The sequence below is a fragment of the Nocardia kruczakiae NBRC 101016 genome (assembly GCF_001612965.1).
In the GTDB taxonomy this organism is placed as follows: domain Bacteria; phylum Actinomycetota; class Actinomycetes; order Mycobacteriales; family Mycobacteriaceae; genus Nocardia; species Nocardia kruczakiae.
Map to the genome: position 1 here is coordinate 1 of NZ_BDBL01000011.1, position 15,318 is coordinate 15,318.

General features: G+C 69.1%; 15 protein-coding genes and 1 pseudogene. 8 read left to right on the forward strand and 8 right to left on the reverse strand.

Annotated features, from left to right (window positions below; genetic code table 11):
* The 3 genes and pseudogenes from NK1_RS09855 to NK1_RS09865 form a co-directional block, all read right to left on the reverse strand.
* Nucleotides 1-297 (reverse strand): annotated as a pseudogene (locus NK1_RS09855) (hypothetical protein); the annotation flags it as partial.
* Nucleotides 298-370: 73 nt separating this feature from the next.
* Nucleotides 371-1,513, reverse strand: coding sequence for a hypothetical protein (locus NK1_RS09860; protein WP_245660415.1), 1,143 nt, complete (start codon nt 1,511-1,513; stop codon nt 371-373).
* A 355-nt stretch (nt 1,514-1,868) separates the two neighbouring features.
* The gene (locus tag NK1_RS09865; RefSeq protein ID WP_369689808.1) at nt 1,869-3,407 is read right to left on the reverse strand and encodes an NAD(P)H-quinone dehydrogenase; all 1,539 of its coding nucleotides are present in this window, start codon (nt 3,405-3,407) and stop codon (nt 1,869-1,871) included.
* Between the two features lie 82 nt (nt 3,408-3,489).
* Between NK1_RS09865 and NK1_RS09870 the strand changes: the two genes are divergently transcribed.
* Nucleotides 3,490-3,972, forward strand: a complete 483-nt coding sequence (locus tag NK1_RS09870; RefSeq protein ID WP_039776727.1) for a gamma-glutamylcyclotransferase family protein — start codon at nt 3,490-3,492, stop codon at nt 3,970-3,972.
* A gap of 52 nt (nt 3,973-4,024) precedes the next feature.
* On the opposite strand, the gene NK1_RS09875 is transcribed toward NK1_RS09870, so the two are convergent.
* From NK1_RS09875 to NK1_RS09890, 4 genes are all read right to left on the reverse strand, one after another.
* Nucleotides 4,025-5,188, reverse strand: coding sequence for a M20 family metallopeptidase (locus NK1_RS09875; RefSeq protein ID WP_063008329.1), 1,164 nt, complete (start codon nt 5,186-5,188; stop codon nt 4,025-4,027).
* Between the two features lie 149 nt (nt 5,189-5,337).
* Complete coding sequence (locus NK1_RS09880; protein ID WP_063008330.1) at nt 5,338-6,513, reverse strand: M20 family metallopeptidase; 1,176 nt, start codon at nt 6,511-6,513, stop codon at nt 5,338-5,340.
* A 204-nt stretch (nt 6,514-6,717) separates the two neighbouring features.
* On the reverse strand, nt 6,718-7,419 hold the full coding sequence (locus NK1_RS09885; RefSeq protein WP_036498405.1) for an enoyl-CoA hydratase-related protein: 702 nt from the start codon (nt 7,417-7,419) through the stop codon (nt 6,718-6,720).
* A gap of 89 nt (nt 7,420-7,508) precedes the next feature.
* Entirely contained in the window at nt 7,509-8,417 is a 909-nt protein-coding gene (locus tag NK1_RS09890) for a ribonuclease Z (RefSeq protein ID WP_063008243.1), read from the reverse strand.
* A gap of 101 nt (nt 8,418-8,518) precedes the next feature.
* On the opposite strand from NK1_RS09890, the gene NK1_RS09895 reads away from it, so the two are divergent.
* Nucleotides 8,519-9,298 (forward strand): purine-nucleoside phosphorylase, encoded by a 780-nt coding sequence (locus NK1_RS09895; RefSeq protein WP_063008244.1) that lies wholly within the window; start codon nt 8,519-8,521, stop codon nt 9,296-9,298.
* A gap of 9 nt (nt 9,299-9,307) precedes the next feature.
* Nucleotides 9,308-11,014, forward strand: coding sequence for a phospho-sugar mutase (locus tag NK1_RS09900; RefSeq protein ID WP_063008245.1), 1,707 nt, complete (start codon nt 9,308-9,310; stop codon nt 11,012-11,014).
* A gap of 79 nt (nt 11,015-11,093) precedes the next feature.
* On the opposite strand, the gene upp is transcribed toward NK1_RS09900, so the two are convergent.
* On the reverse strand, nt 11,094-11,723 hold the full coding sequence (gene upp / locus NK1_RS09905) for a uracil phosphoribosyltransferase (protein ID WP_036498402.1): 630 nt from the start codon (nt 11,721-11,723) through the stop codon (nt 11,094-11,096).
* A 114-nt stretch (nt 11,724-11,837) separates the two neighbouring features.
* Here upp and NK1_RS09910 point away from each other — a divergent pair, with 114 nt between their 5' ends.
* From NK1_RS09910 to NK1_RS09930, 5 genes are read left to right on the forward strand one after another with little or no spacing between them, the layout of a single operon-like run.
* Complete coding sequence (locus NK1_RS09910) at nt 11,838-12,158, forward strand: type VII secretion target (RefSeq protein ID WP_063008331.1); 321 nt, start codon at nt 11,838-11,840, stop codon at nt 12,156-12,158.
* Complete coding sequence (locus tag NK1_RS09915) at nt 12,155-13,297, forward strand: NlpC/P60 family protein (protein ID WP_063008246.1); 1,143 nt, start codon at nt 12,155-12,157, stop codon at nt 13,295-13,297. Before NK1_RS09910 ends, NK1_RS09915 begins: the two co-directional genes overlap by 4 nt.
* Nucleotides 13,294-13,641 (forward strand): hypothetical protein, encoded by a 348-nt coding sequence (locus NK1_RS09920; RefSeq protein ID WP_036498400.1) that lies wholly within the window; start codon nt 13,294-13,296, stop codon nt 13,639-13,641. The genes NK1_RS09915 and NK1_RS09920 overlap by 4 nt, the downstream gene beginning before the upstream one ends.
* Before the next feature lie 22 nt (nt 13,642-13,663).
* A complete protein-coding gene (locus NK1_RS09925) occupies nt 13,664-13,996 on the forward strand; it encodes a YbaB/EbfC family nucleoid-associated protein (RefSeq protein WP_030513580.1) in 333 nt (110 codons plus the stop codon).
* A gap of 33 nt (nt 13,997-14,029) precedes the next feature.
* Nucleotides 14,030-15,292, forward strand: coding sequence for a SatS C-terminal domain-containing protein (locus tag NK1_RS09930; protein WP_063008247.1), 1,263 nt, complete (start codon nt 14,030-14,032; stop codon nt 15,290-15,292).
* The last annotated feature ends 26 nt before the right edge of the window (nt 15,293-15,318 follow it).

The following is a 15,318-nucleotide window of genomic DNA, read 5'->3' on the forward strand; positions in this document are numbered from 1 at the left end:
CGTGGTGTCGGCCGCGCGCGGCGCCTCCGGTGCCGGAGGGCGCACGGTTTCCGGCGCCGCGGTCGAATCCGGCGCGCGGTATTGCGGGGGCGGCGGCGGGACGGACGGCGTCGCGGGGGCGTCGGCGGGCTGCCAGCCCAATGTGGGGCGTTCCGGTTCCCCGACCGGTGCCCAGCCGATCGCACCCGTTTCACCCGTCGGCGGCCCGAAATCGTTCAGCGGTGGTCCGAATCCGGAAACCGGCGGGCCGAATCCCGACTCGCCTTCGTCCCGGTCCTGATCGTCGCCGGAGGCCATCACCCGTTCCTTCCCCGAGACACACGCGTGGGGCGGTCGCGAACGACCGCCCCACGCGTCGATTCAGTCTGTATCAGTACTGGACCGTGCCACCCCACTGTGTGGTCGCACCAGCGACATTCACCGTTTGCGGAGCGAAATCACCCTGCGGGAGTCTACCAATCTGAGCGGCCGCATCCAGTGCCGCGGCGCCACCCGGCTGCTGCTTGATCCAGCCCTCGACGGCGGCCTTGGCCGCATTGGCCTCGGTGGTGTCGACGTAGTTCTCGGACTTCAGATCGTCGAAGCCGGTGGCGTGGGTGTACGAGGTGATCTTGATCTTGTTCGCCTCGACGAACTCCACCGACACACCCGCGTCGCCCACCCCGTTCGGAGTGCTGTAACCCACCGTGCCGACATATCCGTCGAGGTTGCTGAAGTGGTGGGTGTTGGCCACGTAGCCCGGCAGCAGCCCGCCGCCGTCGACGTTGGCTCCGACCTCGGTGTGTGGGCCGTTCATCTGGACGACCGGTGCGGCCGGTGCGGCCTGCAGGCTCGGCGAGGTCCACTGCGCCTGCTGCGACGGGGTCGAATTGCCCTGCTGGCTACGCAGCGTGTCCGCGTTGCCGCCGTTCTGCGACTGCGGCTTGTTCGGAGTGCCGACGGTCTGATCCGGTGACTGCTGCCCCGGCTTCAGCTGGTCGGCCTGACCGTTGGGGGTGGGCTGGTCCGGAACGACGGCCGGCTGCACCTGGCCACCCTGACCGGGCACCGGCAGCGGCGCGACACGCGGGGTGGTCACACCCGGCTGCGTCGGCGAGGCCAGGTTCTGGTCCGGCTTCGGCGTGTTCTGGTTGGGGGTCGTGACACCCGGCTGCGGGGTGGTGACGCCCGGCTGGTTCGGAGTCGTCACACCCGGCTGATTGGGGGTGGTGACGCCCGGCTGCGGGTTGCCGTTGCGCTGGGGCCCGTTCTGCTGGGTCCCGTTCTGCTGGTTGTTGTTCTGCTGCGGCCCGTTCTGCTGAGTGCCGGTCTGCGGAGCGTTCTCCTGCGTGCCCGGCGCGTTCTGACCCTGGCCGTTGTTGTTGTCCTGCGCGGGTGCCTCGTTGGTGGCGCCCGGCTGCGCCGGAGTGGTCGGCACGCTCGGCTGATCGGCCGGCGCGGCACTCGCCGTACCCGACGCGAGGATGGTCGCCACGGCGGCCGCGGTGGCCAGTGGCAACGACGTCGTGGCCATCGCTCGCTGCGCCCGACTCGGCTTACGATGTTTCACTGTCTCGCAATCCCTTTCCCGAGCTCGGCCAGTGCCATCGACCGACGAACGCCGCTCGACGGGGCCGTCTCCATTGGTCCCTCATCGATGTCCGGCCCGCACCCTGCTGCGGTCCGCGAGCCGCTCGCGGATTCCCGGCCCGGGAAAGATTGCATTCCCCCCGCCACGTGAACCTGCCAACCGCCCACCACTGACATCTCTGCCGGAAGTGAACCATACGAACAAGTTTCAGGCAACCGGTGCTACCCGACTGTGGGAAGCCGCACTCAGGCCGGCAAAAGATCAAGCGGGGCAGCACATTTGAAACAGCAGCCGCCCACTAGTCCAGATCGTCATGACGCATCAACTGCCGCGCCGCCTCGGTGACCGATCCCGACAGCGACGGGTACACCGAGAACGTCTGGGCCAGGTCGTTCACCGTCAGATTGTTCTGGACCGCGATCGCGATCGGCAGGATGAGTTCGGAGGCGATCGGCGCGACCACGACGCCACCGATCACCACACCGGTGGCCGGTCGGCAGAAGATCTTCACGAAGCCGCGGCGCAGGCCCGACATCTTGGCGCGCGGATTGGTGTTGAGCGGCAGCATCACCGTGCGCGCGGGCACCTCACCGTTGTCGATCGCGGTCTGGCTGACACCGACCGTGGCGATCTCGGGCCGGGTGAACACCGCGGAGGCGACGGTCTTCAACCGGATCGGCTGCACTCCCTCGCCGAGCGCGTGATACATCGCGATCCGGCCCTGCATCGCCGCCACCGAGGCCAGCGGCAGCAGCCCGGTGCAGTCACCGGCGGCATAGATCCCGGTCGCCGCCGTCCGCGAGACGCGGTCGACGCGCAGATAACCGCCGCGGTCGAGTTCGATGCCGATGCGCTCGAGGCCCAGATCCTGGGTGTTGGGCGTGGAACCCACCGTCATCAACGCGTGGGAGCCGGTGACCGTTCGTCCGTCCGACAGTTTGACCACGATCCCGTCCGCGGTCCGCTCGACGGCGTCGGCACGGGCCTGTTTGACGAGCTCCACCCCGCGTTCGGCCAGGGCGTCCTCGAGGACCAGCGCGGCGTCGGCGTCCTCCCCCGGCATCATCCGGTCGCGGCTGGAGACCAATTTCACCTTCACGCCCATCTCGGTGTACGCGGAGACGAATTCCGCGCCGGTGACACCGGAGCCGACGACGACGAGCGTTTCCGGCAGTTCCTTCAGATCGTAGAGCTGACGCCAGGTGAGGATGCGTTCCCCGTCGGGTTCGGCGCCGCGCAGCACCCGCGGGCTGGCCCCGGTGGCGATCAGGACGATCTCGGCCTCCATCACCCGTTCGGTGCCGTCGGCGAGCGTCGCGCGCACCAGATGTGTGGCCAGACCGGCGATCTGGTCGATCAGCTGACCGCGGCCGTTGAGGATGGTGACCCCGGCGGCCTGCAGTTTGGAGCGGATGTCGGACGACTGCGCCTGCGCCAGCGCCTTCACCCGGGAGTTCACCTCCGACAGCCGCACCTGCGCCTGCGCCACGTGCAGCGTGATGCCCAGATCACGCGCGCGCCGCAGATCGGTGCGCACACCGGTCGAAGCGATGAAGGTCTTGGACGGGACGCAGTCCCACAGCACGCATGCGCCACCGATACCGTCGGAGTCGATCACGGTGACCGTGGCTCCGTGCTGAGCTGCCACCAACGCCGCCTCGTAGCCGGCGGGGCCGCCCCCGATGATTGCAATGCGGGCCATGTGTACCTCCGCTATCGAGCCGTGCGGCCGGGATCTCCGGCACCTGTCGTCAACGTTATCGGTCCTGCTCCTCATCGTTTTGACCGCGTCATGGGTGACGTTGCGCGTGTCACCTACCGGTAATTCTCCGGACATCCGCCCGCCCCGCCGGAGACAGGCACGGCCCGAACCCGGCCGGATCGAAACAAGCAGTCCCTACATTCGATACTCTTGCCAGGTGCCGATATACGCCGCCTACGGATCCAATATGGACCCGGAGCAGATGCTCAAGCGCTGTCCGCACTCCCCCGTCTACGGAACGGGCTGGTTGGAAGGGTGGCGCCTGACCTTCGCCGGCGACGACATCGGCTGGGAAGGCCCGCTCGCGACGGTGGTCGAGGATCCGGGCTCCCGGGTGTTCGTCGTGCTGTACGACGTCTCCGCCGAGGACGAGCAGAGTCTCGACCGGTGGGAGGGTTCGGATTTCGGTATCCACAAGAAGATTCGGCTCCGGGTCTCGCCCAATTCGGGGACGGGTACGCAGCCGGTGCTGGCGTGGCTGTACGTGCTGGACGCCTACGAGGGCGGGCTGCCCTCCGCCCGCTACATCGGGGTGATCGCCGACGCGGCCGAAAAGGCCGGGGCTCCGGCCGATTACGTCCACGCGCTGCGCACCCGCAACAGCCGCAACGTGGGTCCGGGAACCTTCGGCTCGATGTAGCCGGGACGGAGCCGAACAGCCCGCCGGGTTCGCCACCCGACGGGCCGTCCGTTCAGCGTGCCTGCAGGACCAGATTGGTCATCACGCGCACGCCGGCCGCCAGCGCGCGCTCGTCGATGTCGAAGGTCGGCTGGTGGATGTCCAGTTGCGGGCCCTCGCCCGACCACACGCCCAGCCGCGCCATGGCGCCCGGAACCTCCTCGAGGTACCAGGAGAAGTCCTCGCCACCGCCGGACTGCGGAGTATCCGACAGCGCGTCCGGGCCCAGACCGAGAATCGCGTCCTCGAACATCCGGGTGGAGAATTCGTCGTTGACCACCGGCGGCACGCCACGCTTGTAGTTCAGCTGATACCGCACCCCGGTCGGGGCGAGCAGCCCGTCGACGATCTCGCGGACCATCGGCTCGAGCAGCGACCAAGTGGTGTGGTCACCGGTGCGCACGGTCCCGGTCAGCATGCCGGTCTGCGGAATCGCATTGGGCGCCTTACCCGCCGACACCGCACCCCACACCATCACCGTGCTGGTCCGCGGATCGATGCGGCGGCTCAGCAGTCCCGGCAGGCCGGTGATGACGGTGCCGATGGCGTAGACCAGATCGCTGGTGAGATGCGGCCGGGAGGTGTGTCCGCCCGGCGAGTCCAGCACCAGTTCCACGGTGTCGGCGGCGGAGGTGATGGCGCCGACCCGCACCCCGATCCGCCCGACCTCGAGCCGGGGATCGCAGTGCAGCGCGAAGACGCGCGAGACGTCGTCCATCGCACCGGCGGCGACCATATCGATGGCACCGCCGGGCATGACCTCCTCGGCGTGCTGGAAGACCAGCCGGACGCCGACCGGAAGATCGCCCATCTCGGTGAGGGCCAGGGCGGTACCGAGCAGGATCGAGGTGTGCGCGTCGTGACCACAGGCGTGGGAGACGCCGGGAACGGTCGAGGCGAACGGCCGCCCGGTGTACTCCTGCAGCGGCAGCGCATCCATATCGGCGCGTAGTGCCAGGCGCGGCCCGGCCGGGCCGATATCGCAGATCAGACCGGTGCCGGTGGGCAGTTTGCGCGGTTCCAGACCGGCTTTGACCAGCCAGGATTCGACGAATTCGGTGGTGCCGTGCTCGGCGCGGGACAGTTCCGGATTGGCGTGGATGTGGCGGCGCCAGCCGATCAGATCGTCACCGTGTTCGCTCAGCCACCCCTCGACCGCGGCCTGTCCGGCCGCGATCTCCGCCTGCCGTCCGGTCGCGAGTCCGGTGTGCCGACAGGTTCCGGCCTCCGGGCCTACCGCCTTGCTCTGCAGAGCGGAACCCGCGTCGCCGCGAGCCGCCGCGGCATCTCCCTCGCGGCCCGCCGGTGATGACCGGCCGATCGTGCTCACCGAATTTCCTCCTGTCGCTGAATACTGCGCTCCGACAACCTGTCCCTGTGTAGTTGATCGCCCGCAACCTGGATTGCGGTACGGGCCAGTGCCCGCGCCCCGTCGGTCACCGCGAGATCGGCCGACGGCGTCACACAGGCCGCGGCGAACTCCCGCTGGTGTGTCACCGCGCCGTTGGCCTCGATGCCGATAACCGGGTGGATGCCGGGAATGACGTTGGTGACATTGCCCATGTCGGTACTGCCCAGGGGCCGTGCTGCCTCGAGTTCCGGCGCGAGCGGCATGCGACCCATACCGATGATCTGCTCGCGGTAAGCACACAGTAGTGCGGAATCCGGCGTGAGCTCGGTATATGTGGGCGCCAGCGCCCGGATTTCATGGGTGCATCCGGTTGCCAGCGCTCCCGCCTCGAAGCAGGCCGAGGCGCGCTGCAGCAGATCGTCGAGGGATGCGGAATCGTCTGCCCGCAGGTAATACAACAGTTCCGCATGGCCGGGCACGATATTCGGGGCAACACCGCCCGACTCGACTATACCGTGGAGTTGCTGGCCCGGGCGCAGATGCTGACGGAGCAGACCCAGCGCGACCTGCGAGACGGTGGCGGCGTCCCCGGCGTTGCGGCCGTACTCCGGCGCGGCGCTGGCATGGGCTTCGCGACCGTGGAAGGACACCGACAGATCGGCCAGGGCCAGCGACCGCGCGCCCACGATGTCCAGCGGACCCGGATGCACCATCAGGGCCATCGCGACCCCGTCGAAGACGCCGCGCTCGAGCATCAGCACCTTGCCGCCGCCGCTCTCCTCGGCCGGCGTGCCGAACACCTTCACGGTCAGACCGCACCGATCGGCCACCTCGGCCAGCGCCAGCCCCGCGCCCACCGCGGCCGCGGCGATGATGTTGTGGCCGCAGGCGTGACCGATCTCGGGCAGCGCGTCGTATTCGGCGCAGATGCCCACCACCAGCTCGCCGCTGCCGAAGGTGGCGACGAAGGCGGTGTCCAGGTCCGCGACCGGCCTCTCGATCGCGAAACCGCGCTCGCGCAGCGGGGCCAGCGTCTTGGCCACGCTGCGGTGCTCGGCGAATGCCAGCTCGGGTTCGGCGTGGATGGAATGCGAGAGGGCGATCAGTTCCGATTCGGCCGCTGTGACCGCGGCATCGGCGGCGGCGAGCAGGGCCGGATCCGCCGGGTCCACCGAGGCGTCGGCATCGCCGGCACGGAGATCATCGGCGGCGGCCCGGGGGTCGCCGGCGGGGGCGCGGCCGGATGCCGCGGCCCGGTGCGCCGACCGGTCCGTGCGACTCCAGCTGCGTTCATCCCCGCTGCGTGGCATGGCACACAGTCTCGCACTGTGCGCCACGCGGTGATCATCCGGTGTTCAGGAGCCGAAGGCGAGATTTTCCGGTGTCGTGGGGGTATTCAGGCCCGCGAGCGCCCGTCCGTGCAGCGCACGCTTGATAACCGGCAGATTCGGCTTGCGGTTGCCGGTCAGTGCCGCGGCGCGCGCGACCGCCGCGGCCAGCACACCGTCGGCCTCGGCCGCCTCGTCGACGATGCCCGCGGCGATCGCGTCGGCGGCGCTGTAGCGGCGGCCGGTGGTCATCGCCTCGAGCGCCACCTGATTGGTCAGCCGCTCGGTGACGAGCGCGTTCATCGCCACCGTGAACGGCATTCCCAGATGGACCTCGGGCAGGCACCAGTACCCGCGATCCGAGCGCATCACCCGGAAGTCGTGCGAGGTGGCCAGCATGGCGCCCGCACCGAAGGCGTGCCCGTTCAGCGCGGCGACGGTCGGCATTTCGAAGGCCAGCAGCCGGCTGAAGACGGTGTGCACCCGGTCCAGGTACCAGTGCATCCTGTCCATGTTGCCGAACAGCCAGTCGGTGTCCAGGCCGTTGCTGAAGAATTTTCCGGTGGCCACCGTGACCAGCGCCGCCGGCCCTTCGGCGGCCTCGACCTCGTCCAGTTTCGCGTGGATGGCGTCGATCCAGTCGGGATGGAAGCGGTTCTCGCTGTCGGTCTGACCCTCGTTGCCGAGGTAGAGCACGAATACGTCCCCGTCACGGTCCAAGTACGGCATACGCAGAGAATATGCAGCTCCGAATGAACGCCCGCATCACACCCCCCGGCCAAGTTACCGGCGAGTTGTGATCACCGCTGGTGCACCGGTCACCGACGCGGCGGGAGCGGCACCCGCATCAGGTCCTCGGCGATCACCAGGTCCCCGTCGAAATACCGCTGCGCCTCGGCCCGGTGCCCCGCCAGATCGCCGTAGCGCTGCGAGAAATGGGTGAGCACGAGCGTTCGCACGCCTGCCTCCGCCGCCACGCGTGCCGCCTGCCCGGCGGTGAGGTGACCGAAATCGTCGGCCAGTTGCGCCTCGGCCTCCAGGAAGGTCGCCTCGATGACGAGCATATCGGCGCCTTCGGCCAATTCCGCTACGCCCGAACACATTCGGGTGTCCATCACGAAGGCGAAGCGTTGCCCGGGCCGCGGAACCGACACCTCGTCCACGGTGACCCTGCGACCGTCGGGCAGCCGGACCGCGCCTTCGCGCTGCAACGTCCCGACCATCGGACCCGCCAGGCCGAATTCGGCGAGGCGCTCCGGCAGGATCCGATAGCTGTCGGGTTCGACGAGCCGATAGCCGAAGGTGTCGATGCGATGCGACAGCCGCACCGCCTCGAAGATGAACGGCGCGTCCGGCAGCGGCACCGGGCCGTCCGCATCGATCGGATGCTCGCGCAGACCGGGAAAGTCGGGCACCACGCCGCGCAGATGTGTGAGCAGATCCGCGCCCGATCCCGGGAAGCAGATGTCGACCGGATGGGTGACCTGGTCCAGATTGAGCCGCGCCAGCACCCCGGGCAGGCCGAGGCAGTGATCGCCGTGGAAATGGGTCAGCCCGATCCGGGTGATGCCACTCGCCGAAACCCCCGCGAACAGCATCTGCCGCTGCGTCCCCTCCCCGGGATCGAACAGCAGGCCGTCACCGTCCCAGCGCAACAGATATCCGTTGTGATTGCGCCGGCGGGTCGGCACCTGACTGGCCGTCCCGAGGACTACGAGTTCACGCACGGCACCATCCTGCCCTCGCCCCGGCGACCGCGCCCGGCCGCGGCACCCGTGTCCGGCCCGCGCCGCGCACAACCGGCCCGTCGGCGCACTATCGTGGGCGCATGCTTGCCGAACAGGCCGCCGAGGCGATCGCCACACGTACGGGAGTCACGCGTCATCGGGTCGCGGTGGTACTCGGATCCGGCTGGCAGTCCGCCGCCACCGAGATCGGAGCGCCGCGGGCGTCGATTCCGATGACCGAACTGCCCGGCTTCGAACCGCCGACAGCTCAGGGACATCAGGGCATCGTGCATTCGGTGCAGGTCGGCGAGGTGCCTGTGCTGCTGATGATGGGCCGCCAGCACCTCTACGAGGGCTACGAACCGCACCGGGTGGTGCACGCGGTCCACGCGGCGGCCGCGGCGGGTGCGGAGACGGTGGTCCTCACCAACGCCGCAGGCGGGATCCGTCCGGGCCTGCGGGTGGGCGAGCCGGTACTGATCAACGACCACCTCAATCTCACCGGGCGCACCCCCCTCACCGGCGCCGCGTTCGTGAACATGGTCGACGCGTGGGACCCCGAATTACGCACGCTGGCAAGGGAAATCGACCCCTCGCTGACCGAGGGCGTCTACGCGGGCCTCAACGGTCCGCAGTACGAGACACCCGCCGAGATCCGCATGCTGGGCGGCATGGGCGCCGATCTGGTCGGCATGTCGACCGTGCTGGAGGCGATCGCGGCACGCTCGCTGGGCCTGCGACTGCTGGGCATCTCGCTGGTGACCAATCTGGCCGCGGGCGTGACCGGCGCGCCGCTGTCGCATCAGGAAGTGCTCGCCGAAGGGCAGGCCGCCGCACCGAGATTGGGCAAACTGCTGCGCGGTGTGCTGGAACGGTTGTAGGCGGGCGCCATGTTGCGATTCGGAACGGCAGGTCTGCGCGGCCCCCTGCGGGACGGGCCGGACGGGATGAACGTCGGCACGGTGGCGCGCGCGAGTGCCGGTGTGGCGGCGTGGCTTCGGGACCGCTGCCTGGGCGGCGGTCTGGTGGTCGTCGGCCGCGACGCCCGGCACGGCTCCGCGGAATTCGCCACCGTCACCGCGGAAGTGTTTGCCGCAGAAGGCTTTTCGGTGCTGTTGCTGCCGCGCCCACTGCCGACACCGATCGTGGCGTTCGCGGTGCGGGAGCTGGGAGCGGTGGCCGGCGTACAGATCACCGCGTCCCACAACCCCGCCACGGACAACGGTTACAAGCTCTATCTGGACGGCGGTTCGCAGCTGATTCCGCCTGCCGACACCGAGATCGAACGCCGCATCGATGCGGTCACCGAACCGATCGCGCGCACCGATCCTTCGACCGGCGCCCCCTCGCCGTCGATCCTGTCGCTGCCCGCCGATGCAGCCCGCGCCGACCTCGGCGAGGAACTCGTTCGCCGCTACCTGACGCGAGCCGCCGCCGTGCCCGAGACGATCGGCGGCGCGCGAACGATACCGCTCGGTGCGGACCACCACATCGTGGGCGAGAAACGCGAGGCGCGGCACGACGGCGAGGTGCGCCGGGCCGGTCAGCCGCGCGAGCCCGGTGGCACTCTCGAACCGGTCGATCCTGACGCGGAACCCGTTGCCGGGGAACGAATGACCACACCCCGCCCCGATATCCGGATCGCGTTGACGCCCATGCACGGGGTCGGCGGCGAGACGGCGGTGGCAGCGCTGGCGGCCGCCGGGTTCCGGGACGTCCATGTGGTCGACGAACAATTCACCCCCGATCCGGACTTCCCGACCGTGGCATTCCCGAATCCGGAGGAGCCCGGCGCCGCGGATCTGCTGCTCGCCCTCGCGGAGAAGGTCGGCGCCGATCTCGCCGTCGCACTCGATCCCGATGCCGATCGATGCGCGCTCGCGGTACCCGGCCCGCAGGGTTGGCGCATGCTGCGCGGGGACGAAACCGGCGTGCTGCTGGCCGATTACGTGTTGCGCGCTGCTCCGCCCGACTCTTTGGTCGCGACCACCGTCGTGTCGTCCCGGCTGCTCGGGAAGCTCGCGCCCGCACGCGGCGCCCGCTACGCCGAAACACTGACGGGCTTCAAGTGGCTCGCCCGCGCCGGTGCGGGCCTCGTATACGCCTACGAGGAGGCCATCGGTCACTGCGTCGACCCGGGCGCCGTGCGCGACAAGGACGGCATCACCGCCGCCGTCGCCGCCGCCGACCTCACCGGCCGCCTGCGGGAGCAGGGGCGTTCGCTGCTCGACGTCCTCGACGACTATGCCGTGGAGTTCGGCCTGCACGCCGGCGACCAGGTGTCACTGCGACTGGCCGATCCAACGGCCGCCGCGCAAGCCGTTGCCCGTCTGCGCGATACGCCGCCCGAGGTGATCGCGGGCGTCCCCGTCACCTGCACGGATCTGTCGACGGTTCGCGGCCCGATGCGGACCGACGCCCTGGTCTTCGAGGGCGAAGGGCAGCGCGTCGTCGTCCGTCCCTCGGGTACCGAGCCGAAGCTCAAATGCTATCTGGAGGTCGTCGAACCGGTCCCCGGCCGCGACGCGCTGGCTCGATCGAAAGCGGTTGCAGCAGATCGGCTCTCGGCGCTGCGTGACTTCTGCGAAAATCTGTGAGCCGCTGAGCTTCGGGCTGTCACGCCGGTTCGGTGGCCCGCGCACGCACCATCGTTGCGCTGCCCAGCGGCGGGCGACCTCAATCGTGACGCGGACCGAATTGCCGGTCCCCGGCATCACCCAGCCCCGGCACGATGAAGGCGTCGGCATTGAGTCCGGAGTCGACCGCGGCGGTCACCAATCGCACCGGCAGGCCCGACTTCTCCAGCGCCGCAATACCTTCCGGGGCGGCGACGACGCAGACGGCGGTGATGTCGGTGGCGTTGCGGGCGCACAGCAGTTCCAGGGTGTGGCGCATGGATCCGCCGGTGGCCAGCATCGGATCGAGGACGAAGACGGGTAGGCCCGACAGATCCGCGGGCAGCGATTCCATGTACGGCACCGGACGATGGGTCTGCTCGTCGCGCGCCACGCCGACGAAACCCACGCGGGATTCCGGAATCAGCGCACTGGCGGCGTCGACCATGCCGAGCCCGGCGCGCAACACCGGAACGAGCAGAGGTGGTTTCGCGAGCCGGGTGCCCCTGGTCGGCGCGACCGGGGTGTCGATGTCGAAGGTGTGCGTCGGGGCTTCCCGCAGTGCTTCGTAGACGAGGAATCCGGTCAGATCGGCCAGTGCCGCCCGGAATCCCGCGTTGGACGTGCGGGCATCGCGCATGGCCGTCAGGAGGGTGGCCGTCAGCGGGTGTTCCACGATATGCGTACGCATGAGGGAACGATAAGGTCTGTCGGGGTTCGAAAGTGGGAACCGTTGCGCAGGGGCATGCGTCGAACTACTCGGATGACGTAATCTGCCACCAGACCAGCACGATGGGGGATGTTGATGCACAAGATCTCGGTCGACACCGAGGGCGTCGCCGCCTACGGTGCCACAGCCGCGGGACTGGCCGGTGAAATGGGTGTTGCCGCGGCGGGTGCCGCCGGCGCCGACCCGCTCCTGCTCGGCCCGATCTTCGGACTGGTGGGGGGCGATTTCGTCGCCGCCTATGCCGCGGCCCATGCCGGGCACGTCGCGGGGATCGGCGAATTGTCCGCGGTGATGGGCAGTCTGGGGGCCGCCACGACAGGCGCCGCCGCCGCCTACTCCGAAACCGACGCCGCCCACGCCGCCGCACTGCGCGCCGCGGAAGGCCCGATCGGATGACGGGCGTCATCGATCTCGACGCACTCGCCCAACCACTCATCGATCTGCTCACCAGCTTCGGCTCCGGTGTGCTGCCGGCCGGCGGCCCGGCGGACGCACTGCGCCAGGTGTCCACCCACCTCGACGGAATCCACCAGGCCGGCAGCGCGAGCATCAATCAGATGACCAACGCCTGGAACGGCGGTGGTGGCGACGCCGCGATGGACAAGGCGCTCAAGGTGCAGACCTCGGCGGCCACGATGTCGGATCGTGGCAACGATATGGCCGATGTGGTCAGCCAGGCCGCCGCCACGGTGCAGACGGGCCAGAAGGAACTCGACGGAATCGTCCAGTCGTTCGTGCAGTCGGTGACGGCGCTGGGGCCCGCGCTGACGACTCCTCCGGGACTGATCACCGTGGTCAACTCGGCGATCGACCATTTCGGCCAGGCCCTGAATGTGGTCGGCCGGGTGCGGTCGGACCTCGACACGCACACCACCTCGATGACCGAGCTGACCCCACCCCCGCCGACGCCGTCCATGTCGGGTACCCCGGTGGCCGCGGCCTCGGTCGCCGCGCCCGCGCTGAGCACCGGCGCGCAGACGGCCAGTTCACTGCTCGGCGGGCTGGTGTCGAGCGGCGGTTCGATGATGAGCAGCATGACCAGCCCGGCCTCGGCGGCGACGCAGTCGCGGTCGAGCTCGGGTGCGACGAAAACCCCCGGAGCTCAGCAGTCCGGCGCCGACAAGCCCGGCCGCCACGGCGGCGTCATGATCACCCTGCCCGACGGCAGCCAGGTCGAGGCGCCCAATCAGAAGGCCGCCACCGCGGTCAAGGCGGCGATCAGCGCCTGCGGCACGCCGTACGTCTGGGGCGGTAACACCCCCGGGTCCGGGCTCGACTGCAGCGGCCTGACCAAGTGGGCCTACGGCGAGGCCGGCGTCGACCTGCCCCGCCTCGCCTGCGATCAGAGCGCCGGGGCGACACCGGTGAGCCCGGGCGATGTCATGCCGGGCGATCTGGCCATCTGGGACGGTCACGTCGCGATGGTCGTCGGTAACGGACAGATGGTCGAGGCCGGTGATCCGGTGCAGATCGACTCGATTCGAACGGAGAACATGGGAATGGCGTTCCACGGGTTCTACAGGCCGACGTCATGAGCCAGCCGCAGCAGCAGATCCCGAGCGTCACGGTCGCCGCCAGCACCAATCGCGCCGGCACCATCAGCGTGCGGGCCACCGATCAGGGCATTCCGGTGGAGATCAAATTCGAGCGCAGCGAATACCGTTACGGCGCACAGGCTTTGGCCGCGGAGATTCTGCGGCTGACCAAGCGGTCGGCGATCGTCGCCAAGGCCCGCCGGCGCGAACTGCTCGCCGAATCCGGCATGCCCACCGAGATCCTGGACAAACTGGGCCTGCCCACTCGTCAGGAAGCCGTCGACGAACTCGACCGCATGGACGACGAGGACACCGGACCCACCAGCTGGATGAGGCCCGTATGAGCGCTGCCGGAAAGGACGCACTGTGAGCGCGGAAATGGATGCCCTCGTCGCCGCGGCGACGAATAAACTCGAGGCCCTCGAGGCCGCGCTCTACAACCTCAAGAACGTGCGCGGTCGTTTCACCGCCGAGGACGGTTCGGTGAGCGTCGAGGTCGACAGCGACGGCGCCCTGGTGGGGCTGGATCTGTCCGAGGCCGTCACCTCGCATTCCCCGGCCGAAGTGGGCCAGTTGATCATCTGGGCGTGCCAGCAAGCTGCGCAGAATGCGGGAGAGCAGCGCTCCGAGGTGGTCGCCACCCTGAATTCCGCCTTCACCGCACCCGAATCGGGAAACGTTGGGGGGCGGGCCGAATAGTGCCGAAGGCAACGGCTCGATAGGCTTCCGGTCATGGCTTCTGGAGACATCGTCCCGATCGAGCTCGGTCTCACCGACGGCGATCTGGTCACCCTGTGGGCACCGCGCTGGCGAGACGGTGACGACGAGTGGGAGGCATTCCTCGGTCACGAGGACGAGCTCTACGGATTCGACTCCCCCGCGGAGCTCGCCGCGTTCATCCGGACCAACGACGACAACGATCTGGTGGACCATCCGTCCTGGAAGGTCGTCGTCGGTTTGTCCGCCGCCGAGCTGGAGCCGCAGGAGGAGCACGTCTTCGATCTGGTCGGCGTCCCGGAGCTCGCGGCCGGTGAACCCGACCCGGAGACCATCGCCGAACTGGAAGAGACCCTCGAGATGGTCCGCACCATCGGCGAGGTGTGCGAACTCGAGGTGGTCACCAAGTTCTTCGGCTCGCACCCCGTCCTCGGCGCACTGCCGGCGGGTGTGACCGCGTTCGTGGGCCGCGACGGCGAACAGCTGTGGGATCAGGTCGGCAACGCGATCGCCAAGGACTGGGATCAGGTCGTGGACGCCATCGATTCGGTGGTGGCCTCGCCCGAGGTCGATGCCGAAGCGCTGGCCGTGGCCGAGGCGGAACTGCTGGCCGCCGAGGAGAACGTCGTCGATGCCGAGGACGCCGCCGACACCGACGACGACGACATCGAACCGGTCGACCTCGACGAGGACGAGGACACCGACGAGGAAGACGACGAGGACGAAGAGGAGACCTTCTGGCACGAGGTCGGCATCGACCCGGTCAAGATCGTCACCTCCGAGGGCGAATTCTTCACCCTGCGTTGCTATCTGGACGACGAGCCGGTGTTCCTGGGCGCCAACGGCACCATCACCGTCTTCCCCTCCGAACGCGCGCTGGCCCGCTATCTGGCCGACGATCACGACCACGATCTGGCGCGGGTCAGCACCTACGGTGAGGTCCGCACGGCGGCGGTCGACGGATCACTCGAGGTCGAGGTCACCGAGGAGAACGTCTACGTGCTGCCGGGTCTGGCCGACGATCTGGGGCAGGGCCCCAAGTCGGTCGACATCGATCAGCTCGATCTGGCGGTCGAATTGTTCACCGACGCAGCCGATTACGTCGGCGACGACTCGGTCGAGCAGGCGCTGGCGAAGTCGACGCCGCTGGGCTGGTACGTCTCCTATCTGCTGGAGCCGGACCCGACCCGGCTGGCGCCGAGTCCGCCGTTCACCGCCGAGGCCGAGAGCTGGCGGGCCCTGGAGCAGGCCTTCGAGAACCGGCTGGAGAAGGGCTAGCCGGCTCCCGAGGCGCAGTCGTCATC